The organism is Roseibium sp. LAB1 (assembly GCF_054658235.1).
Window position 1 is genome coordinate 1,308,964 of sequence record NZ_BAAGIB010000001.1, and the last position, 21,311, is coordinate 1,330,274.

At 59.9% G+C, this 21,311-nt stretch carries 18 protein-coding genes; 13 read left to right on the plus strand and 5 right to left on the minus strand.

Features of this window, described 5'->3' with window-relative positions:
- Positions 1 to 190: 190 nt before the first annotated feature.
- Both ACYQ54_RS06215 and ACYQ54_RS06220 read left to right on the plus strand, forming a co-directional pair.
- Positions 191 to 580 carry a DUF6665 family protein gene (locus ACYQ54_RS06215; protein ID WP_460080311.1) on the plus strand — a complete coding sequence of 130 codons (390 nt, stop codon included), beginning with the start codon at positions 191 to 193 and terminating at the stop codon, positions 578 to 580.
- Between the two features lie 224 nt (positions 581 to 804).
- Positions 805 to 1,809, plus strand: a complete 1,005-nt coding sequence (locus ACYQ54_RS06220; RefSeq protein WP_460080312.1) for a DUF1402 family protein — start codon at positions 805 to 807, stop codon at positions 1,807 to 1,809.
- A 101-nt stretch (positions 1,810 to 1,910) separates the two neighbouring features.
- Here ACYQ54_RS06220 and ACYQ54_RS06225 read toward each other — a convergent pair whose 3' ends face one another.
- Complete coding sequence (locus ACYQ54_RS06225) at positions 1,911 to 2,600, minus strand: MBL fold metallo-hydrolase (protein WP_460080314.1); 690 nt, start codon at positions 2,598 to 2,600, stop codon at positions 1,911 to 1,913.
- Between the two features lie 196 nt (positions 2,601 to 2,796).
- Here ACYQ54_RS06225 and ACYQ54_RS06230 point away from each other — a divergent pair, with 196 nt between their 5' ends.
- From ACYQ54_RS06230 to ACYQ54_RS06275, 10 genes are all read left to right on the plus strand, one after another.
- Complete coding sequence (locus ACYQ54_RS06230; protein WP_460080315.1) at positions 2,797 to 3,867, plus strand: DUF1176 domain-containing protein; 1,071 nt, start codon at positions 2,797 to 2,799, stop codon at positions 3,865 to 3,867.
- Positions 3,868 to 4,672: 805 nt separating this feature from the next.
- A complete protein-coding gene (locus ACYQ54_RS06235; RefSeq protein WP_460081690.1) occupies positions 4,673 to 4,954 on the plus strand; it encodes a cold-shock protein in 282 nt (93 codons plus the stop codon).
- Between the two features lie 235 nt (positions 4,955 to 5,189).
- The gene (locus tag ACYQ54_RS06240) at positions 5,190 to 5,717 is read left to right on the plus strand and encodes a GNAT family N-acetyltransferase (protein ID WP_460080318.1); all 528 of its coding nucleotides are present in this window, start codon (positions 5,190 to 5,192) and stop codon (positions 5,715 to 5,717) included.
- The gene (locus ACYQ54_RS06245; protein ID WP_460080319.1) at positions 5,714 to 6,562 is read left to right on the plus strand and encodes a 23S rRNA (adenine(2030)-N(6))-methyltransferase RlmJ; all 849 of its coding nucleotides are present in this window, start codon (positions 5,714 to 5,716) and stop codon (positions 6,560 to 6,562) included. Before ACYQ54_RS06240 ends, ACYQ54_RS06245 begins: the two co-directional genes overlap by 4 nt.
- Positions 6,563 to 6,659: 97 nt before the next feature.
- Entirely contained in the window at positions 6,660 to 7,106 is a 447-nt protein-coding gene (locus tag ACYQ54_RS06250) for a cytoplasmic protein (protein ID WP_460080321.1), read from the plus strand.
- Between the two features lie 30 nt (positions 7,107 to 7,136).
- Complete coding sequence (locus ACYQ54_RS06255) at positions 7,137 to 7,793, plus strand: ribonuclease T2 family protein (RefSeq protein WP_460080323.1); 657 nt, start codon at positions 7,137 to 7,139, stop codon at positions 7,791 to 7,793.
- 46 nt (positions 7,794 to 7,839) lie between these two features.
- Complete coding sequence (locus ACYQ54_RS06260) at positions 7,840 to 8,490, plus strand: glutathione S-transferase family protein (protein WP_460080326.1); 651 nt, start codon at positions 7,840 to 7,842, stop codon at positions 8,488 to 8,490.
- 301 nt (positions 8,491 to 8,791) lie between these two features.
- Positions 8,792 to 9,010, plus strand: coding sequence for a hypothetical protein (locus ACYQ54_RS06265; RefSeq protein ID WP_460080328.1), 219 nt, complete (start codon positions 8,792 to 8,794; stop codon positions 9,008 to 9,010).
- Positions 9,011 to 9,406: 396 nt separating this feature from the next.
- Positions 9,407 to 10,600 (plus strand): HlyD family secretion protein, encoded by a 1,194-nt coding sequence (locus ACYQ54_RS06270; RefSeq protein WP_460080329.1) that lies wholly within the window; start codon positions 9,407 to 9,409, stop codon positions 10,598 to 10,600.
- Between the two features lies 1 nt (position 10,601).
- The gene (locus tag ACYQ54_RS06275) at positions 10,602 to 12,581 is read left to right on the plus strand and encodes a glycosyltransferase family 2 protein (RefSeq protein ID WP_460080331.1); all 1,980 of its coding nucleotides are present in this window, start codon (positions 10,602 to 10,604) and stop codon (positions 12,579 to 12,581) included.
- 46 nt (positions 12,582 to 12,627) lie between these two features.
- On the opposite strand, the gene ACYQ54_RS06280 is transcribed toward ACYQ54_RS06275, so the two are convergent.
- The 4 genes from ACYQ54_RS06280 to ACYQ54_RS06295 all read right to left on the minus strand — a co-directional run bounded on the left by ACYQ54_RS06280 (position 12,628) and on the right by ACYQ54_RS06295 (position 19,924).
- Positions 12,628 to 13,638 (minus strand): cache domain-containing protein, encoded by a 1,011-nt coding sequence (locus ACYQ54_RS06280; protein WP_460080333.1) that lies wholly within the window; start codon positions 13,636 to 13,638, stop codon positions 12,628 to 12,630.
- A gap of 600 nt (positions 13,639 to 14,238) precedes the next feature.
- A complete protein-coding gene (locus tag ACYQ54_RS06285) occupies positions 14,239 to 17,418 on the minus strand; it encodes an efflux RND transporter permease subunit (protein ID WP_460080335.1) in 3,180 nt (1,059 codons plus the stop codon).
- Between the two features lie 55 nt (positions 17,419 to 17,473).
- Complete coding sequence (locus tag ACYQ54_RS06290; RefSeq protein ID WP_460080337.1) at positions 17,474 to 18,985, minus strand: efflux RND transporter periplasmic adaptor subunit; 1,512 nt, start codon at positions 18,983 to 18,985, stop codon at positions 17,474 to 17,476.
- Positions 18,986 to 19,252: 267 nt separating this feature from the next.
- Positions 19,253 to 19,924 (minus strand): outer membrane protein, encoded by a 672-nt coding sequence (locus ACYQ54_RS06295; RefSeq protein WP_460080339.1) that lies wholly within the window; start codon positions 19,922 to 19,924, stop codon positions 19,253 to 19,255.
- Positions 19,925 to 20,294: 370 nt separating this feature from the next.
- Between ACYQ54_RS06295 and ACYQ54_RS06300 the strand changes: the two genes are divergently transcribed.
- Positions 20,295 to 21,308, plus strand: a complete 1,014-nt coding sequence (locus ACYQ54_RS06300) for a calcium/sodium antiporter (RefSeq protein WP_460080341.1) — start codon at positions 20,295 to 20,297, stop codon at positions 21,306 to 21,308.
- The last annotated feature ends 3 nt before the right edge of the window (positions 21,309 to 21,311 follow it).

Sequence of the window (21,311 nt, forward strand, 5' to 3'; positions counted from 1 at the left end):
TGAAGCTGGGTAGGTAGCACCTAAAAGTTACGGTTGAATTGACTAATTCCCGAGAAACGGACCGACCTGACACCGTGCCCTGGGGCCGAACTTCCATCCGCTCCGGCTGGGGCCAGACCACCGGGCCACCCGGTCCGTTACCGCGTCCATCTGTGACCGAAAAAGACCTTGCTTTGGAGACAGGCACCGTGTGACCCTGCGTGCAGTTGCCCTAACTGCACCTGACCTCATGACTGTACGCCCACCTCAACTGACCAGACCCACCGACAAGGATCCGCTTGCCGCTGCGCTCGAGAACGAGGTTCTCAACGAGAAAGCCTCAACGCTTTCCCGGCTCACCAATAAGCTGGAAAAGGCTCTCAAGGATCTGAAGCTGGCTGAGGAAACACCTGATACGGACGCCGATACGCTGCAAAACCGGCTTGCCGAAGCCGGTGAAGCGCTCTGGCATGTCACCATTCAGCGTGAACTGTGCGGCCTGCGGCAGCACCGGGCGTTCTACGATTTCCTGGCCGTGCCGAAGGCGGTCCGCCTGCGCATGGGGCCTGCGGCGGCATTTCGTTCAGCGCCGTCCACCTGACAAACCACCCGGCTGTGACCGGCATCACTTCTTTGTTGATGTCCCTGCCCTAGAGACAGGAACCAGTTGCATATTCGCGGCTGCGGTGGTTTTTTCTGGGGGCTTTTTGCAAGATGAGTTATTTACAGTCGCATCCGGCGAGCTATGTGAAACAGCTGGGGCTTGCCGGCATGACCGTATCTGGTCGGCGAGAAACACAAGATAAAGCCAGGCGCAGAAAAATTATGGTGTGCAGGAAGACCCGTCATCGCGGCCGAATTTCCAGACTGGTGACAGGATGTCTGCTTTTGGGCCTCCTCCTGGCGCCGCTGGCGCTGCCTCTGGCAGCAACCACGACAGCGCAAGCCCAATCGGTGCGGGTCGTTCCGGAAGGGAACCGGTTCAAGAGCCAGCCGAAGATCCCCTATGCATCCTCGCGCCGCACCTCGGCTTCGAAATCTTCCTATGACGCCAAGTTCGACAAGGTGCTGGCCGTGCTGCGGCGTGACCGCCGCCTGATGGGATCCATCAAGCGGGTGTCCGCTCGCTACGGCATCGACCCGATCCATATCATCGGCGCCATCGTCGGCGAGCACACCTACAACTATGACACGCTCGACAGCGCCCAGTCCTATTACGTGAAGGCCCTGGCCTATGCCGGCATCCGCTTCGACTTCGAGCTGAACGGCGAGCATGTCGACACCTTCGTAGAGCGTCCCCAGTTCGACCGATGCCGCAAGGATCACATTCAGAAAAGCTCGGACCGGCGCTGGTCCTGCTACGAGAACGTCTGGAACAGCAAGTTCCGGGGCCGTTCCGTCGACGGCGTTCGTTATCCGAAAAAGAACTTCAACGAAGCATTCTTTCAGCCGCTCTATTCCGGCCAGAGCTTCGGCCTTGGTCAGCTGAGCCCGCTCACCGTGCTCAAGATGACCGACCGGGTTGCCAAGACAAGCAACTTCCGCAAGCTGACAGCCGCCGATTCAGAAGCGGTCTACAAGGCGACCATGGATCCGAACATCTCGCTGCACTACATGGCCGCGATCATCAAGGACTCCATTTCCGCGTACAAGTCGGTCGGCAAGGTCGACATTTCGAAGAACCCCGGCCTGACCGCAACGCTCTATAATCTCGGCGATCCCTGGGGCCGGGCGGCAAAGTTTCGCCGCAGCGGAAAAGGCTGGCCACAGGAAAACTATTACGGCTGGCTGGTCAACGACCGCATCGACGACCTGAGAGCCCTGCTCTGACAGGTCATGTCTCCTGAGCGGACGTCCAGGCATAAAGGCCGAACGTCCGCAGGCTTCTGCTTCAAGTCACCTACCCAGGACGGGCTGCCTGGTTCTGGTCCTCACGTCAGGAACGGATTGGTCTCGCGCTCATGGCCGATGGTCGAGGCCTGGCCATGCCCCGGCAGGAACGCGACATCGTCGCCAAGCGGAAGCATCTTCTCACGGATCGACTTGATCAGGGTTGCATGATCACCACCCGGCAAGTCCGTCCGGCCGATGGAGCCTGCAAACAGCACATCACCGGAAATCGCGAAACGCAGCTCCTTGTCGACAAAAACCAGGTGGCCGGGCGAATGGCCGGGGCAATGCAGCACATCGAACAGCCGGCCCGCGATTTCCACCTGATCGCCTTCCACCATCCAGCGGTCCGGCATCACGGGCTTGACTCCCTCGACACCGAATTGCACCGCCTGGTCGGCAACCCTGTCGATCAGAGGTTGGTCGGCCTCATGCGGACCTTCCACCGGCACCTGAAGCGCCTCGGCAAGATCTGCGGCGCCGCCGACATGGTCGATATGCCCGTGGGTGAGGACGATCTTCTCAACCTTGACGCCCTGCTTCTTGACGGCCGCCAGTATCTTGTCGACATCGCCGCCCGGATCGATCACCGTTCCGCGCATGGTTGACGGGTCCCAGATGAGCGAACAGTTCTGCTGGAACGGCGTCACGGCTATCACCATGACCTGGATCGGCGGCATGTCGTCGTCATTGTTCCCGGCTTCGCCGGAATTCGTATTGTCTTGCGCCATGGCAGCCTCCTTTAACAGCGGCCTCGCACGGCCCATTGTAACAAATACGGGACAACACCATCCGGTGTCGTGTTTCTGATCAATCGCGGCTTCACCTGGCCGCGTGCATTTCGTACAAGATGTATGGACCTGTTGGAAGACGCCAAGCATATTCGGATCGCCGGAGCTGATGACGCCACGACTGTTGACATTGCTGATGACTGTCGCCGTAGCGCTTACAAGCGCTTCGCACGGCATGGCGCAGCCTGGCCGGACGACGCCCAGCTTCGAAAGCTGGACGGTCGATTGCGGCAATACAGGCGTGTGCTTTGCCTCCTCCTTCACCCGCAGCCAATCGGTGTGGGTCGATGTGCGTATCGTGCGCGACTGGCAGGCCGAGGCCCAGCCGCTCGTGCGGGTAACCACCAACACCGAACTTCCCAAGGACGGCACGCTCAAGTTCGAGGTGGACGGCGCCCCGATCGAGGCTCTCCCAATCGAACAGCTGCGCGAGATGCAGCCTGCCGTCAATCCGCCTGCAGGCTTCCGTCCGCTTGGCGGAGAAGGTTTCTGGTACCCGACAGGCCCGGCAACCACCACGCTGCTTGACGCCATGCGCCAGGGCAAGGAACTGACCATCCGCCTGCCCGCTGCCACCGGAGCCGACCCCGTGGCCGTGCCTGTCTCCCTGCTTGGCCTCAAATCCAGCCTGCTCTGGCTCGACAACCGCCAGGACCGCACCGGCACGGTCGCGGCCATTGTCTCCCCCGGCGACGAACCTGCCAGGGACGCCCCCCACGCCATTCCGTTGATGAGCGCCGACCAGCTCCCGCCGGAAGTGGCCGCTGTGTGGTCCGCCAACCGCCTCTGCTCCGAAATCGACCCGACCATCTTCGCCAGTCTGAATGCCGTACGTGTGCCACTTGCCGACAGTGCTGCGCTCTACATCATCCCATGCGGGGCTCCAACCGCATACAACAGCCCTTATGTGGCTGTTCTCTCCGGCAAGGACGGCGCGGCCCGACAGGTTCATGTCGCCCGTATGTCGGAAAAGGGTCCGGTAGCAACCGACCTCATCTACAACGCCAGATGGATTCCGGCCGATCAGCACCTAGTGAGTTACTTCAAGGGCTCGGGCGTTGGCGAGTGCGGTCTCTGGAACCGCTGGGTCTGGAACGGAACCGGCCTCGTGCTGCTTGAGGAAGCGGCCAGGAAAACATGTGACGGCACGGAACCTGACTTGTCCAATTGGTCAAACACCTGGCCGCCTAAAAACGCCTCGAATTAGGGCCTGCACCAAGGATTTTCTTGCGATTTTGCCTCTCCCGCCCTTATGATGATAACGCAGCGGCTGGAGAGGGATGCGGCAGGTTTGTTTCAGCCCGATCCAAGAATGTTGATCAGACGCACGAAGTGCGCCTGAGTGTGGTGACTCGACTGTGAAGGCGGGTGAGGTTGGTCGTTATGTGCCGAAAGGGCGCAACAATTAAGGTGATTCGGTAATGCACGATGGTGATTCGGACCGGCGGTCGCGTGGTCGGCGCGGCGGCAAGCGCGAGTTTGGCGGTCCGCAAGACTTCGGCAGTGATTTTGGCGGAAGCGAGTTCGGTGGTGACTTCTATGGCGGCGGCCGGGATGGTGGCTACCGCGGCGGACGCGACAATGATTTTGGTGGCGGCTACGGCCGCGACGACAACAAGGAAGGCGGCTATGGCGGCGGTCGCGGCGGTTACGGCAACCGTGATGGCGGTGGCGGCGGCCGTGGTGGTTACGGCGGTGGCGGCGACCGCGAAGGTGGTGGTTACGGCGGCGGTGGCCGTGGTGGCTACGGCGGTGGCGGACGCGAAGGCGGCGGCTATGGCGGCGGCGGCGGCGGTTACGGCGGTGGCGGTCGTGAAGGCGGCGGTTACGGCGGTGGTGGCCGCGAAGGTGGCGGTTACGGCGGCGGTCGTGGCGGATACGGCGGCGGCGCTGGTGGCGGTGGCCGTGAAGGCGGCTACGGCGGTGGTGGCCGTGGTGGATACGGCGGTGGTGCCCCGCGCGAAGGTGGCGAAGGCGACGGTGGCTTCCGTCAACAGCGCCCGCGGCGGGACATGCCTCCGGTCGAGCGTGGACCGCGTCAGTCTGGCACTGTGAAGTTCTTCAAGAACGACAAGGGCTTCGGCTTCATTACTCCGGACGAAGGCGATGCGGATGTGTTCGTGCACATTTCTGCGGTCGAACGATCCGGTTTTGCCGGCCTGGACAGCGGACAGCGCGTCTCCTTCGAGACCGAACCGGATCGCCGTGGCAAGGGACCGAAAGCGGTCAACCTGCAGGCGCTCGAAGAAGGTGACGCGCCTCAGGAAGACGACGGCGCTCCAGCCGAAGAATAAGCTTCTCCAGTTCCTGCCAAACAGGATTGCGAGAGTATGATGCAAGTGGGCGCAGCCTTGCTGCGCCCACATTCTTTTCCCAGATCATACCGGCGTTGCCTCCCCCGACCCGTTGCGGAGAAACCCCGGTCGAACTGATCGTCCGCTGTTCCGGCAACCAGGGGAACCAGCAGACATCTTTTCACAGCCCGCCGAAGCCACTATAAGGCGGGTCCGAATTTCTCCGTGGTGCCCAATGCTTGCCGTTTCATCAGATACCCTGACCATCCGACCTTTCCTGCCGGGCGACCTCGGCGCGCTGCTTCCGCTGAACAATGCCGCCGTACCGGCCGTAAACGAACTGACCGCCGAGGAGCTGCTCGACCTCGTCAATTCAGCCCTGATCTGTCTCGTTGCCGTGGTCGACGACGTTCCATCCGGCTTCCTGCTGTGCCTTGGCGACGGCACCGATTACGACAGCCGGAACTATCACTGGCTGAGCGAACGCCTTTCAAACTTTGCCTACACCGACCGGATCTGTGTCGACGAGACCCTTCGGGGCAAGAAGATAGGTGACGCGCTTTACGGCGCCTTGTTTGAACGGTTTGCCGGCAGCGGACGTGTTTTCGTCTGTGAAGTGAACGAACGGCCGGCCAACCCGGGCTCGATGCGGTTCCACAGCCGGCTCGGCTTCAGGGAAATCGGCAAGGCCGACCATGGCGACAAGGCGGTCGTCTTCTTCAAACGCGAGGCTGAACCGGCTTCGGGAAACCAGTCCGAATGAATTACCGCCATGCCTATCACGCGGGCAATATCGGCGACGTCCTCAAACACGTCGTGCTGGCCCGCCTGATCGCCTATTTTCAGCGCAAGGAAAAAGCCTTCCGCATCCTCGACACCCATGCCGGCATCGGGCTCTACGATCTCAATTCGCAGGAGATGCAAAAGACCGGTGAATGGCAATTGGGCGTCGGCAAGGTGCTTGAGGCCGATTGCCCGCCTGCGGTGGCCGAACTCCTCGCCCCCTGGCTGGAGGCTGTGCGGGCGCTGAATGAAGACGGCGGTCTGAAAGCCTATCCCGGATCTCCCATGGTTGCCCGGCAGTTGATGCGCAAGCAGGACCGCCTCACGCTGACGGAACTGCATCCCGCGGACTTCAAGACACTTGCAGACCGGTTCGCCGGCGATCATCAAGTGAAGACCATCCACCTGGACGGCTGGCTCGCGATGGGCAGCTTTCTGCCGCCCAAGGAAAAACGCGGACTTGTGCTGATTGATCCTGCCTACGAGGTGACGGACGAGTTTTCCCGCATGACCGAGGCAGTGATGAAGGCCTACAGGAAATGGGCAGGCGGTACCTATGCACTGTGGTATCCGATGAAGGACGCACGAGCGATCCGGCGCATGCATGAAGATTTCGCCGATGCCGGGCTGCGGGATGTCCTGACACTCGACCTCAATGTGGGCAAGAGCGGTCCGGATACCAGAATGCTCGGGTCGGGCATGACGCTTGTCAACGCGCCCTACACGCTGGCGCAGGACATGCGCCTGGTTCTGCCCTGGCTGTGCGATGTGCTGCATCAGGGCCCCGGCGCAAGCTGGAACGTGACGCAGCTGATCAGCGAATAAAGCCCCCGCAGTGACACTTTTACCGGGATCGAACCTTGACCTTCCGACCCGGCTCCCCCATCGTCTCCTTCACAGTTTGCTTTCCGGAGTTCATGCCGTGCGTATTGCCCGTTCTGTCTGTTTGACCCTGTCAGCCCTGGCCTTTTGTGCAAGCCTGGCTGCGCCGGCCGCCGCGGACGACGACCGTGTCTATTTCTCATTTGGTTCCGACAAGCGCCTGCCGGACTGCACGGCCGCATCCGTTCAAAGTGCCGTGGCCGGTAAAGTCGCCCGGGCCCGCAAGGACTATTACGACGGCCGTACCATCCTGAGCATCGACGGTATCAGCGAAGTCAACAGCAGCGGTAACGACGTCAGCCCGATCGAGCGCCGCTACTGCAAGGGCACCGCGAGCCTGTCGGACGGTTCCGTTCAGGCGGTTCACTACATGGTGGAAGAGCATGCCGGCTTCGTCGGGCTGAGCTGGAACGTGGAGGCCTGCCTGGCTCCGCTCGACAAGTGGCGGGTCTATGGCGCCCATTGCAGCACGGCGCGCCCGCACTGAGGCTCCGCCAGTCCCCAAGAAGGTTGATCTATGGCGCTGCTAGGCCGTTTCGGTAGACTGTCCGCCTGCCTGCTGGTCGGGTTTCTGAGCCTGCCTGCCCGGGCCGATCAACCCGGAAAATTCGATTTCTACGTCCTCGCCCTGTCCTGGTCGCCGACCTACTGCAAGCAGGAAGGCGCGGACGCCAATCCGCATCAATGTGACGTCTCCAACCCGTTTCGCTTCGTGGTGCATGGCTTGTGGCCGCAATATGAACGTGGATTTCCGGAAAGCTGCCCCGGCACACCGCAACGCATTGACCGCCAGATTGCCGTCTCCATGGAAGACATCATGCCCAGCCACAATCTGGTCTTCCATGAGTGGCGCAAGCACGGCACCTGCTCCGGCCTGACGCCGGAGGACTATTTCGACCTCACCCGCAAGGCCTTCGACAAGATCAGAATTCCCGGCGCCTTCCGAACGCTCGACAGACGCGGCAAGGCCGCCCCCGACACCGTGGAAAAAGCCTTTCGCCTGGCCAATCCGGGCCTCAAGGCGGACGGGCTTGCCGTCACCTGTGATCGGGGCGAACTTGAGGAAGTCCGCATCTGCCTGACCAGGGATCTGGATTTCCGTGCCTGCCGCGAGGTCGACAGGTCCGGCTGCCGCGCAGGCAGCCTGTCTGTGCCCCCTCCCGGCGCCCGCTGAACATTATCGACACCCCACCCGCCTTTTTCCTTCAGGAGTTCGGCCCATGATGAAACTTCGCTCGTCTCCCCCTTCCCCCTTCGGCCGCAAGGTGAAGCTCGCCCTGTCCATTCTCGGCCTCAAGGGCAAGGTCGAGATCGAAGACGCAAACACCGCCGATCCATCCGACAGCCTGCGCAGCCAGAACCCGCTCGGCAAGATCCCGGCACTGGTGCTGGACAATGGCGATGTCCTCTACGATAGCTCCGTCATTCTGGAGTATCTCGATTTCCTGGCCGGCGGCGACAAGCTGTTTCCGGCAGGCGAAGCCCGTTTTCCGGTTCTGCGCGATCAGACGCTGGCGGACGGCATCATGGATGCGGCCATTCTCCGGGTCTACGAGAAGCGCTTCAAGGAGCAGAAGTACCGGGACCCGGCCTGGGACGCCTATCAGGCGGCCAAGATGGAACGCGGCCTGAAACACTTTGAAGACAATACGCCAGCAGCGCCCGAGACCGGCGCTGACGTCAATGCCGGAACGCTGACACTGGCCTGCGCGCTCGGCTATCTGGACATCCGCTTTGCCGGAGAATGGCGCCAGACCCATCCGAAGCTTGTGGCCTGGCTTGACGCTTTCGAAACAGCCGTTCCCGCCTTCACCGACACCAAGGTGCCCGCGGCACCTGTTCCGGACAACGCTCCGGCCCTGCTGCAGTAGTCGCCTGAACGCAGTTCCGCGCAATCAGCCAGCCCTGCCTGACGCCGGGCTGGCTTTTTTTGTTCAGCCGTAGGCATCCCGGTTCCGAATGCCAATACCCTCTTTGCACCCGGCCATGGGTCTGACAAATTCAGACGTGGGAAGTCACATGCCCCTTCACCCGGCAGCCGGTGACCGTGTCCGACTACACCGGCACCGATCCTTATCTCGACAAGAGCCTTAATCGGCGCCTCCCAGCTCGGCCCTGGCCCAGTGCACAGTTCCGGCGGTAACAAGGGTGGCTTTCCCGTGCAGAGCTTCGATGCGAGTGGAGGCGGTGCTGAAGACGGCGGGTCGGCAACGATCGGACGGCCGGCTGTTCCTGCACCGGGACCAGAGCTTCAGCCTGCGTTGGATGCAAGGTTGCGGCGGCACCCTCTGGCTCGACTGCCAGACCACCATCCGCCACACAGGGCTGCACATTTTCGAAGACAGGTATTCCGACAAGCTGCAGGACGATTTTCCCTCACCTGAGATCTGAGGACGCAGTTTCGGGCAGGAGAGAGTGCGAATCACAACTGAGAAATTTCAGTAAACTTGACCAGACAGACGGAACTCAACCCTCTCTCAGTCCGTAGACTTAAATATTTCTCAATCCAAAAGTTAGATTCTCATGAATATTTATTGTTTTAAATAAATAAGAAAACTGAATAAGCAAAAATATTATTTAGTTTTTACCACTTAATCGCAACGATGAATTGAATTCATTTCTCAATAACACCAAATCAAAAGCAAGCGTTTGGTTAAATACTTTTGAAAAACAACAAAAACATTGGTCCGTTAACTAAGGCGAAGAAGCTCTCTTTACACGCTTCGCGCGATACAGGAGGTTTCGCGTGGGGGCATGCATTCTTGATCGACACACGTGCGAGGTCCGATGCGGATTTTGAGACTGTTGCTTGCTGGACTTGTTATCGTCGCCGCGGGATTTGTCATTGTTGGCGAACAGCTGTCCGGCGCCAGCGCAGATGCCGTCATAAATGCCAGGCTATCAACAGTTCGGGCCCCAACGGCGGGCCGGCTGACGTTGCAGCACCGCCTGCTGGGGTCGAGCGTCGCGGAAGGCGAACAGCTCGGGTCGATCGACGATCCCCTGGTAGACAACATCCATCTCAATGACATGATCCGTGAAAAAGCGTTCACAACAGCTGAAATCGAGCGGCTATCGAGCGTGATTGCCGCACTCGAACAGGCGATAAATGACCTGAAGGCGAGATCGATCCGCTACCAGGAACAGCGGATCTTGCAACTTGAAGCGGAACTGCGTGCCCTCACCTCGGAAATTGGTGCCGCCGAAGCCAGGGGAGATGAGGCTCAGGCCGCTTTCCAGCGTTCAAAGCAGTTGACTGATCGAGGATTGGAGACTTCCTCCTCCTTCGAACGGATAAGAGCGACACAAAGAGTCGCAACCCAGGACCTCGAAAGCGCGCGCCAGAGGGCAGCTGTTGTCGAAATCGAACTGCGGGCTGCTCGAAACGGAACATTTCTGGGCGGTGGTTACAATGATGCCCCCTATTCCGAACAACGCATTTCGGAATTGACGCTCGATCTGTCGGAAAACCAGGCTTTACTCAATGCGGAAAAGGCGAAGGCCAAGGCTCTGGACAATCGTATCACCATCGAGCGATTGCGAGTAAATCGGCTGGCCTCCTCAAAACTGGTTTCGAACGTCAACGGAACCGTTTGGGAAGTGCTCACAGCAAACGGCGAGTCGGTTGAGCGGGGCGAACCCCTGATGCGCCTGGTGAATTGCACCTCAACGATCGTCACACTGAGCGTCGCTGAATCCGTCTACAACCGTCTCAAGATCGGGAACCTTGCCAAGTTTCGCGTTAGCAACGACAACAAGGTTCTTGCGGGCACGATCACGCGTCTGGCCGGATCCGGAGCAGAAACGATTTATAGAAACCTTGCCGTTGCTCCCAGCGAACGGCATTTGCAGCGTTTCGATGTAACCCTGGTCGTTCCTGCTATTCGGAACGATCCGGAACTGGCATGCGCAATAGGAAGGACCGGCAGGGTTTTCTTCGAGGCAAGACCGCTCGATTTCCTGCGTAACTTCTGGCTGTAAGATGTTTCCGGTCCTCTATCTCAGCGACACCGTCTCCAGCATCGTACAGCTCAACCTTGTGCTGGCGGCAGGAATGCTCGTTCCAGTGTTGTTCTCGCAGCAGAAGACGTGGCACAGGTCACTCTTATTTTCCGTCTGCGCCATCCTGACCGCAAGATATCTATATTGGCGCGCAACTTACACGCTTGCGCCGATGGACCTGACAGTGGATTGCCTCGCAAGCTGGTCATTTTTCGCGATTGAGTGCGCTGCTTGCCTGTCATCGCTCAGCGCGTTTCTCATCCTGTCGCGGCATCGCGACCGCAAGCTGGAGGCAGACCGAAATCGAGACTGGTGGCATCCCGCCCCCGCCCCTCAGGTCGCTGTTCTCATTCCCACTTACAACGAAGACAGGGACGTGCTCGAACGCACGATCATTGGGGTTCTAGCGCTCGACTACCCGGATTTCAGCGTTCATGTGCTAGACGACAGCAGGCGCGAATGGCTGAAGGAATACTGCATTTCTCAAGGTGTTACCTACGTCAGCCGCCCCGAAAACTCGGGCGCCAAGGCAGGTAATATGAACCATGCCCTCCGCCAGATGAATGCGGAAGGTACGGCGCCGGCCTTCATCGCCGTTCTCGATGCAGATTTCGTCCCTCACAGCAATTTCCTGCAAAGAACTATCGCCCTCCTGAAGGACGACACGGTGGGACTGGTTCAGACACCGCAGCACTTCTTCAACGCGGACCCGATCCAGCACAATCTTGGGCTCAGCCGGTCATATCCTGACGAACAACGTTTTTTCTTCGACTACCTCCAGCCGTCCCGGGATGCCTGGGGCATCGCCTTTTGTTGCGGAACCTCTTCCGTCATCCGATGGTCCGCGCTGCGAAAGATCGGCTGGTTTTCGACAGAGAGCATCACCGAGGACTTCCTTTTGACGCTTTGTCTGAAGGACGCTGGGTTCAAGACCGTCTACCTGAATGAAGCCTTGTCGGAGGGCCTCGCTCCAGAGGGGCTCAAGGAATACATCAGTCAGCGCGCCAGGTGGTGTCTCGGCATGATGCAGATCGCCCGAAGCCGGTTTGGCCCCTTTTCCGACAATCGCTTACACCTGACTGACCGTTGGAGCGTCATTGACAGCGTGCTTTATTGGACAACAAACTTTCCGTTTCGGATCGCGATCCTCGTCTATCCTCTGCTCTACTGGTACTTCAACATCATGGTCGTCGATGCGACCCTGCAGGAAGTGCTGCGCTATTTCGGCACCTACTACCTGTGGATCCTAATCACCTTGAACTTCGTGTCCGGAGGTCTGGTCGTTCCCATCGTCAACGACATCAGCCAGTTGCTTGGTGCGGTGCCGATTACCAGGGCAGCGTTCACTGGATTGTTCTTTCCGAGAGGGCACCCTTTTTCCGTGACTGCGAAAGGAGGCGATCGCAGCCGGGTGGTGGTGCAATGGCGATTGATTGCCCTCTTCGGCACATTCTTCATATTGACGCTAGTCGGCATGTTGCTCGGAATCATCTCCGACACATTTGCATACGCTGATGCCGGTGAAGCCAAACTCGTCATCATGTTCTGGACGTTCTATAACCTGATCGTCCTGGGCGTGACGATGATCGTTTGCGTGGAGCTTCCAAGGCGGGAAATTCATTTTCAGGACAAGCCCGAGAGAGCAATCCTCCATTCGGCCACCGGAAAGAAGCGGGTCTGGATTGTGGGGCTGACACAGAACTCTGTCAGGATACGTGGTACGGCGATATCTGACGATATGCCTGTCCAGATCGAGATTGACGGTGTCGGTATCGTCAAAGCTGTCGTGACAATGCCGGATGACGATGGCGCCCGCCTCCTTCTGGAGCCGGAACCCGAACAGCACGAAGCCTTGCTGCGCCGGTTCTATACGACCGGAGAGGCACCTGGCGTAACCAAGACCCGTTACAGAGCGTTGCTTGGCGATCTTGCGCAAAGATTGTCAGCGCCGCATCGATGACGGGAGCGACGGTCTGCCCGAAGACCTGCAGTACCGTGATCAATACCTATGACTGCATTTCATTCTGCAATCTTGCAATCGCCGCACTCAACACCCTCGCTTCAGCGGTGGAGTTCGCTTCAAACGGATAAATGTCTTCACCGCGCATGACTGCCCTGGCCGACTTTGCCAACTTGCCGAAGGGGCGAACAAAAATCAGGATGAACAAGGCCGTGAGAGCTGCGAGAACAACACCGAGGGTCAGGAAGTAGACGATGAACAGACTCGCGAATTCGTTGATCCGGTGAGCATCGTTGTTGATGCGGGCAATCATGCTCCAGCCGAAGGTCGGCAGATCAGCGTAACCGAGCGATGGAACGACCGTCGTGAAATAAGTCACGCCATCCGGCCATTTCTCGACTGAGGTCTGTCGCGCTCCGGCCATCGCAGCGCGGAAACTCTGCAATTTGTCGATCGGCTCGGAAAGACCGTCTGTTCTTGCGACGATATTTCCTGTCCGGTCGACGACATAGACGTCAAGCCCCAATGAATGAGCCGACTCTGTCAGATATCGCTCGACCCAGTGATGATTGATGTGGAAGGCCAGCACTCCTTCGACCTCCCCGAACTCGTCGGTGACGGGTGTAGCCATGTCGAGAAAGCGCCTCGGCTCATTGTCGACTGGTGGCAACATCTCCGCCAACAGAACCGCCGGATGAACATCACCGGCAAAATCCTTTTCAAGCCCGTTCAGGAACCAGGGACGAGAAGAAACATCGGCTCCTTCCAGCATCCCTGAGGACGCCGTCTTGACGGTCCCATCAACCGAAGCAAGGCCCGCCCAGGAGATTCTTTCCTTGTCGGCCACAACCATGTCGAGCGCTGTTCTGACGGTTGGCTGGCCTCGTCCGGCCATCTCCACTGCAATAACCCGAAGATTACGCCAATCCTGATAGAGTTCTCGGGAAAAATCGAGGCCAACTCCACTGACCCTGACCGCGACGGCTTCCGCGAGTGCTGCGTCACGGCTTTCCTTGAGCCGCTGACCGACGAAAGACCAGGCGCTAAGAACTGCCACCATACCTCCGACAGCAACGAAACCGCATACGGCCAACACCAAAGAAGGGTAGCCAGTCCTGGCGTACTTCTCGACCATCGATCACTCCTCATCCCACATGCGGAAAACAGACACTGCGAATAGGGGAAATTGTGTGACGTCCACCGCCACTGGTTGTGGGAAACAATGAGCGGGGATGGGTTTCAAACGCGATGGTTAAGGCAATCTGAACAAAGTGATTAAACTCCTGTTCTTCGCGGAGTTGGTACCAAAAAGGAAACGGCGACCCACGTCAAAAAAGACCGGATCCGGTGCCGGAAACATTCGATCAGGAACGGACATCAGAGAGGCGAAAAATAACATTTTTCAAGGACTTACAACCGCCACCCATCTTTCACCCCCCAAACAAATCCGTCTCCATCCGCCCCATTTCAGGCCTACAGGTCACTCCCTCATCCACGGCAAGTCCGACACTCACGGCGACCGAAAACCCGGCCCTCGGTTTCTCCAGAAGAGATCGAGACCCGATGACCTGAAACCATCGGCCCGGTGATAGCGGGGCGGCAGGAATACCGGTAAAGACCAAAGGCGCTGGACTGAGGCTCTTCGCCTGCCTTGTTGTCAGACCCGGCCGCCCGAGAGCGGTACCCGCCCGCGAAGTTTGAGCAGACGCCTGCCGCTGGTAAGCGCCTGTCCGAAATCCTTCTGCACTGCCAGGAGGGCGGGCACCAGCAGGATCACCAGAAGCAGGCCGACACCCAACCCATAGGCCAGTGTAACCACCGTCGGCAGCAGGAATTGCGCCTGCCGGCTGGTTTCGAACAGAAGCGGCGCAAGGCCGAAAACCGTCGTGGCCGTGGTCAGCACCACGGCCCGCAGCCGGTCGCAGACGCCGTTCACCACCGCCTGGCGGAACGGATGGTCCCTGGCGTATTCGTCAATTGTGGTCACCAGCACGATGCTGTCGTTGATGATGATGCCCGCCATGCCGATGAAGCCGACCACGGAGAACATCGACAGCGGAATGCCGTGCAGGTAGTGCCCCCAGATCATGCCGACGCAGCCGAACGGAATGATGATCATGATCATCAGCGGCCGGGTCCAGGATTCGAAAATCCAGCACAGCACCAGGTAAATACCGGCCAGGCACAGGGCAAAACCTATCAGGGCGTCGGACAGGAACGAGCGTTCCTGTTCCGCCAGCCCGCTCATCTCGCTTTCAACGTCAAAATCGGCGGCAAGCTGCGGCAGAAGCTCGTTCTGGAGCACCTCCGTCACGCGGGCGGCGGCTTCCGGATTGTCCTCCGAAACATCGCCGAAAACGCGCAGCGTGCGCAGGCCGTCGCTGCGGCGGACCGACGCAAAACCGTAGCTGCTGTCGATGCTGACGATCTCGCTCAGGGAAACATATGTATCAGCGTCGGTGCGCACCCGCGTGGTGTAGAGAAACGCGGCATCCGTCTCCTCGTCCGGCAGCAGCACCTTGACCGTCGCGGTCCTGCGTCCGACAGGGAACTCGGCAACCTCGATGCCTTCCAGCCGGTTGCGCAGAATACGGGCGATTTCCTCCGTGGTGAAGCCGAGGGCTTCGCCGCGCGGTGTCAGCGTCAGGCTCAGTTCCGGCTTGTCATAGGCCAGCGTATCCTCCAGCCCGCTGACCCCTTCCATGGCAGCCAGTGACTGTTTGAGGCTTTCGGCGGCGGCCTTCAGGTTGTCCGTGGAATTTCCGTAGAGCTTGACGTCGATGGCATCGCCGCCCGGGCCTGAGTGCTCGCCGCGCAGGGACAGCGTTTCCAGAAGCGGCGGCCTTGTGATTTCCTCCTGCCAGTCGCCGATGAACTGATAGGCCGAATACGGCCGAAGATCGGGGTCGAGCAGTTCTATGGAAATGCCGCCGAGCTGATCGACATCCTTTGTGTCCGCGCCCATAAGGCCGCGTCCGGCCGTCGCGCCGACTGTTGAGAGCGCAAAGATGACCGGGGCCGCGCCGTACTTCTCGTCATAGCGCTGGTTGACCACATCCAGTGCCCGTTCCATTTCGGCGATCATGGCCTTGGTGTCGTCGCGCTTGGCCCCCGGCGTCATGGCGATGCTGGCGGAGACCACGGCCCGCTCCGGCGCGTTGAAGAACCGCCAGCGGACGGACTTGTCGAAAACCAGTGTCAGGGACAGCGCCAGGATCATCAGCGCGAAGCCGATCGCCGGATAGCGGACGGCGATCACCCAGGCGATAAACCTGCGGAACAGCTTTTCCCGAAACCAGACGAAGCCCCGGTTGAACAGGCGGTTGGGCAGATCGAACCAGTGCTTCTTCTTGCTGGCCTTCAGCGCGTGGTTCATGTGGGCCGGCAGGATGAGGAAGGATTCCACAAGGCTGGCAATCAGCACCACCGACACGGTAAAGGGAATATCGGCCACAAGGCTGCCGAAGCGCCCGCCGATGGCCACCAGCCCGACAAAGGCAATCAGCGTGGTGATGGACGCGCAAAACACCGGTGCCGTCATCCGCCTTGCGGCAAGGCTGGCGGCTTCCGCCGGCGAATAGCCGCGCCGGTGCAGGAAGTCGGCGTGCTCGCCCACCACGATGGCATCATCCACGACGATGCCGAGACAGATGATCAGCGCGAACACCGAGATCATGTTCAGGGTGATCCCGAACACATACATCAGCCCGATTGTGGCGGCCATCGCCACCGGAATGCCGGCCGCCACCCAGAAGGCAGTTCTGGCCGACAGGAACAGAAACAGGAACAAAAGCACCAGGGCTAGCCCGAAGATGCCGTTTTCGACCAGGATATCCAGCCGGTCGATGATCGCCTGGGAACGGGTGTTGGTCAGTTGAACGACGACACCTTCCGGAAGCGTGTGCTGGAACTCCGCCGTGATGCGTTCGACCGCCCGCTGGATCTCGATGGTGTCGCCCTGGGCACTGCGGTTGACCCTGAGAACGACCGCCGGCATGCCCTTGTGATAATAGGCCCGGCCGCTTTCCACCCCTTCGGTAACAATGTCGGCAACCGAGCGCAGCTGGAGCTTTTCCCCTTGCGAAGGGGCTTTCAGGACGATTTCACCCAGTTCCTGCTCGCTGCGCCGGGTCTGGCCGGTGCGGAGCCGCGCGGAACTGCCGCCGACATCGCCCGCGGGCGTCGTTTCCATCTCCGCCGACACGATGTCGGCAATCTCGGCAAGCGTCAGGCCGTGACGCACCAGCATGTTCTCGCCGACATTGACCCGGATGATCGGGTCTTCCAGCCCGCGAATGGTGACCCGTGTGACCCCCTGGCGGAAAAACGCGGTCTGAAGATCCTCGGCAAAGCGGGCAAGCTGGTCGATATTGACCGGACCATACATGACGACGTCGGTCACACGGTCGGAGTAGACGCTGCGGGTGACAACCGGCTCGTCGATTCCTTCGGGAAGACTGGAGCGGGCCTGGTCGACGGCGGCTTTCACCTCGTCGGTTGCCTGGCTCATGTCCCAGCCGTCCTCGAACTCCAGTTCGATGCTGGCCCTGCCCTCACGCGCAATGGATGTGGCTTCGTCGACGCCGTTGATGGCAAGCAACTGCGGCCCTAGAATTTCGACCACGGCCCGGTCGAGATCCTCAGGCCCGGCGCCGGACCAGTTGACGACGACGTCCACTTCCTCGCGCACAAAATCGGGAAAGAACTGCGTCCGGATCTGCGTCGAGGCTGCGAAACCGCTGATCAGCATCATGGCCAGCAGCAGGTTGGCCGCTGTCCGGTGCCGGACCATGTAGTCCAGCAGCGAGGCAAATTGCGATCCGCCAGGAGAACGCATGTCGGAACACTCCAATCAGGATATCAGGCCGGAAAAGACACGAGACCGCGCGGCCTCAGCCGCTGCTGCCGCTCCCATGCTCCAGACGTTCGATCAGCTCTTTCGGCACCATCGGCTTGTTCAGAAGGGCAAGCAACCTGGCCTTGCGGGTTTCCGGCATGTCCGACCTGTTCAACTGATCGATCAGGGCCGCGCGCCGCTCCGGTTCAAGCGCCACAAGATCACCGGAAAGGCGTGTTTCCCCCGCCTCCGGTGCCTGCACTGTTGCCGGTTTGTCCGCCAGGGGAGCTTCCGGCGCGTCGTTGCCGCGCCTTGGCGACACCTTCACCCCGGTGCCGAGTTGCGGCAGGCGCTCGCGCACATAATCGGCGCCGAAGGGAACATTGGCCACAATCACTTCATTGCCCATCCGGCGCAGGATCGTCGCCTTGATTTCCTCGATCCGCTCGCCGTCGCCGACAATCAGCATGCGGCCGTCTTCCGTCACCGCTGAAGAAGGCACCAGCGCAACGCGGGTCAGCTCCGGTTCCTGAACCTCCACTTTCACGAAATCGCCGGGCCGCAGAACTGTGCCGGGCTCAAGATCCAGCATCGCAAACAGCGTTCGCCCGGCTTCGCCCTCGGAAACGACAGCCGCTGCCCTGTCGATCGAGCCCGGCACCTCGATGGACCGTCCACCCAATTGCAGGATCACTGTGACGGGGGCCTTGATGAGGGTGCCGCTGGCATCCAGCAGCCGGGAGAATTCGTCGGTCGACAACGAGAACCTGACCTCCAGCGCCGCCGGATCGATCAAAAGAGCAAGGGTTTCGGAAGAACCGACCCGGCGTCCCAGCGTTGCGTTGACCTCCGACAGGTAACCGCTGAACGGTGCTGTCAGCGTGATTTCCTCAAGGGTGCGCCTGGCGTCGTCCAGAGCGAGCCTGGCGCGCTTGACTGTCAGCTCCATGCGCTCGACACGTTTGCGCGCCGTGATGACCGATTGCAGGCGGTTGCTGAGCGATTGTTCAAGTGAGGCGACTGCCAGTTCTTCCGTTTCAACCTGCACGGCCGTGGAATAGCCCTTGTCCCTCAGTTGCTGCTGGCGTTCCAGCGCCTGTTTGCGCAGGTCAAGCTGGCGCCGGGCGGCTTCCAGCTCCTGCTCCGCCCCGACAATTGCTTCCGTGGCTTCCGCCTTCTGGGCCTCGGCGTCGGCGAGCGCCGCTTCCGCGTCCAGCACCAGGAACTCCGCATTGGCCGGATCGATCCTGAGCAGCAGTTCGCCCTTGGCGACAGCAGCCCCATCGCGGAACTTGGAAGCAACTTCAACTAGTCTGCCTTCGGAGCTTGCCCTCAGCTCCAGCGTTCGCCAGCTTTCCACCTGGCCATAGGCGGTCGTGACCGGCGCCACAGTTCGTGGTGCCAGCTCGGCGACATTGACCGAATAGCTGCGTTCACTGGCGGGCCGGCGCTGTGCGGTCTCTTCGGCCGTCATCGCGCTATAGAGACGGTAGCCGCCAAAGCCGGCAAACCCGATCATGATTGCCATCAATGCCAGACCGACAAGTCCGCGCATCACAAACCGCATTCGCCTCTCCACCTGAAGGCCGGATTAGGGGGCGAGAAGGCACGTCCCCGGGCACCGGCACTTAACGTCATGTCCTTTAACTATCACGCTACTGGGGCGAAATTCAGAAAAGCTTGTAACCACTTGTTTCGGTTCCCGCAGCCCGCCGGCTTATCCGCCCGTCAGCCGCTTCGCTTTGCCGCAGCCCACTGCAGAGCCCCGAACCCAGGCAAGAAAAAACCCGGCACCTTTCGGTACCGGGTTTTCCGTATCGGGACGATGTCAGGCTTAGAACTTGTAGCCAATACCCATGCGAACCTGCGAATTGTTGAAATCCGAGCTCACACCCGTTCCGTTCAGATTGAAGTCCTGTTCGCCGAAATCCTGGTAGACGTATTCCAGCTTGGCGCTGATGTTGTTGGTGATGGCTGCTTCGCCACCGGCGCCAAGGGTCCAACCGAGAGCCGTTTTGCTGTCGGTGTCGCCATTGCCGGAAACTTCCAGGTCGGCAATCGCCAGACCGCCGGCACCGTAGACCAGGTAACGGTCGAACGCGTAACCGATACGGCCGCGGAAGTTGGAGTTCCAGTCGGACTTGGACCGAAGGGTCAGGCCGCTGTTGGACTTGGATTTTTCCAGGTCGGTCAGGCTGAAGTCAGCTTCCGCGCCAACGACGACGTTCGGCGTTACCTGGAAGTTGTAACCGGTGTAAAGACCGCCGGCGATGCCATTGGCATTGGTGCCGAGCCCGGTGTTGTTGCCGGCCTTGTTGTCGAAATGACCAAAAGCCCAGCCGAGATTGCCACCGACGTAAAGGCCGGTCCAATCGATGCTTTGCTGCGGAGCCGGAACCGCCTCATAGGCCGGTGCCGGCGACTGCGGCAGATCCGCAGCCAGGACCGGCGCCGATGCGGCCGTCGCGGCTGTCAGGGCCATGCCAGCAAGTGCAAGACGTTTCATTTGAGTACTCCAGATCCACATTATCCATTAGTGCTTTGGCCGGAAATTGCCGGCCATTTGCGAGTTGGACGGGTATTAAGCCGCGTCCTCACTCTCCCCCAGTAATGAGATATGGGGATCGTTTGTGGCGGATCAGGATTGAGAATGGGGAGTTTTGATGACAAATGGAGGCAACATTCTGACAGGATGAAAGACTTGTAAAAACAATTGCAATTTGCATTCAGCAACCCCATTTGGCCGGTAGAAAGATCCTTGTCCGCGGCTTTCCCCTCACCAATCTATTGCGTATAAGGCGCCAAGTTGAACTTTGGCGCCGCCAGAATGAAACCGCCTTCAACGATTGAAACCGACCCGAACCGGAATTTCGTAAATGCTCTTTGACTACATCAGCCTCGCTGGCGGACTTGTTGTTCTGATTATCGCAGGCGATGTCTTGGTCAGGGGTTCGGTTGGTATTGCGCAGCGTCTCGGAATTCCCAATCTAGTCATCGGCCTGACCATCGTCGCCTTCGGCACATCCGCCCCCGAGCTGGTCATTTCCCTGAAAGCCGCCCTGGAAGGCGCCGGCGGCATCGCCATCGGCAACGTGGTCGGATCCAATATCGCCAATGTGCTTCTGGTGCTCGGCATGCCCGCGCTGATCGCGGCAACGCCATGCGGCGAAACCGGCGCGACGCGCAATGCGCTGTTCATGGTCGCCGTCACAATTGTTTTCATGGCGCTTTGTTTCTTCACACCCATCGGCCTGACCGCAGGGCTCATTCTTCTGGCTCTGCTGGGTGTCTTCCTTGCTGCTTCCACCATGATGGCGCAGAAGCACAGGAAAGAACAAAAAGCCATTGCCGCCGCATCTGCGGGTGCGGCCGCTGCCGAGATCCAGCTGGACGACGACAACGCCTTGGACGAGGTCGAGGACGTTCCCGATTCCGTCTGGATCGCGCTTGCCTATATTCTGCTCGGCTTGGTCGGCCTGCCGCTCGGCGCGCATTTCACGATCAGCGGTGCAACGTCAATCGCAACTTCCTGGGGCGTCAGTGAAGCCGTCATCGGCCTGACTGTCATCGCGCTCGGCACGTCCCTGCCGGAACTTGCCACCACCGTCATGGCCGCCATACGCCAGCATGGCGCCGTCGCCATCGGTAACGTCATCGGCTCCAATGTCTTCAACCTGCTTGCCATCATCGGCATCACCGCCGTCATCGTGCCGATCGACGTGCCGCAGGAAGTGCTGAAACTGGACATCTGGGTGATGCTGGCCTGTGCAATTCTTCTGACAATCCTGGCCGGAATGCGCATCTGTCTCGGCCGTGTGTCCGGCGCGGTCATGACCACAGCCTATTGTGCCTACATCGCTACCGTCTATGTGCTGGGGCACACGTCCTGAGTG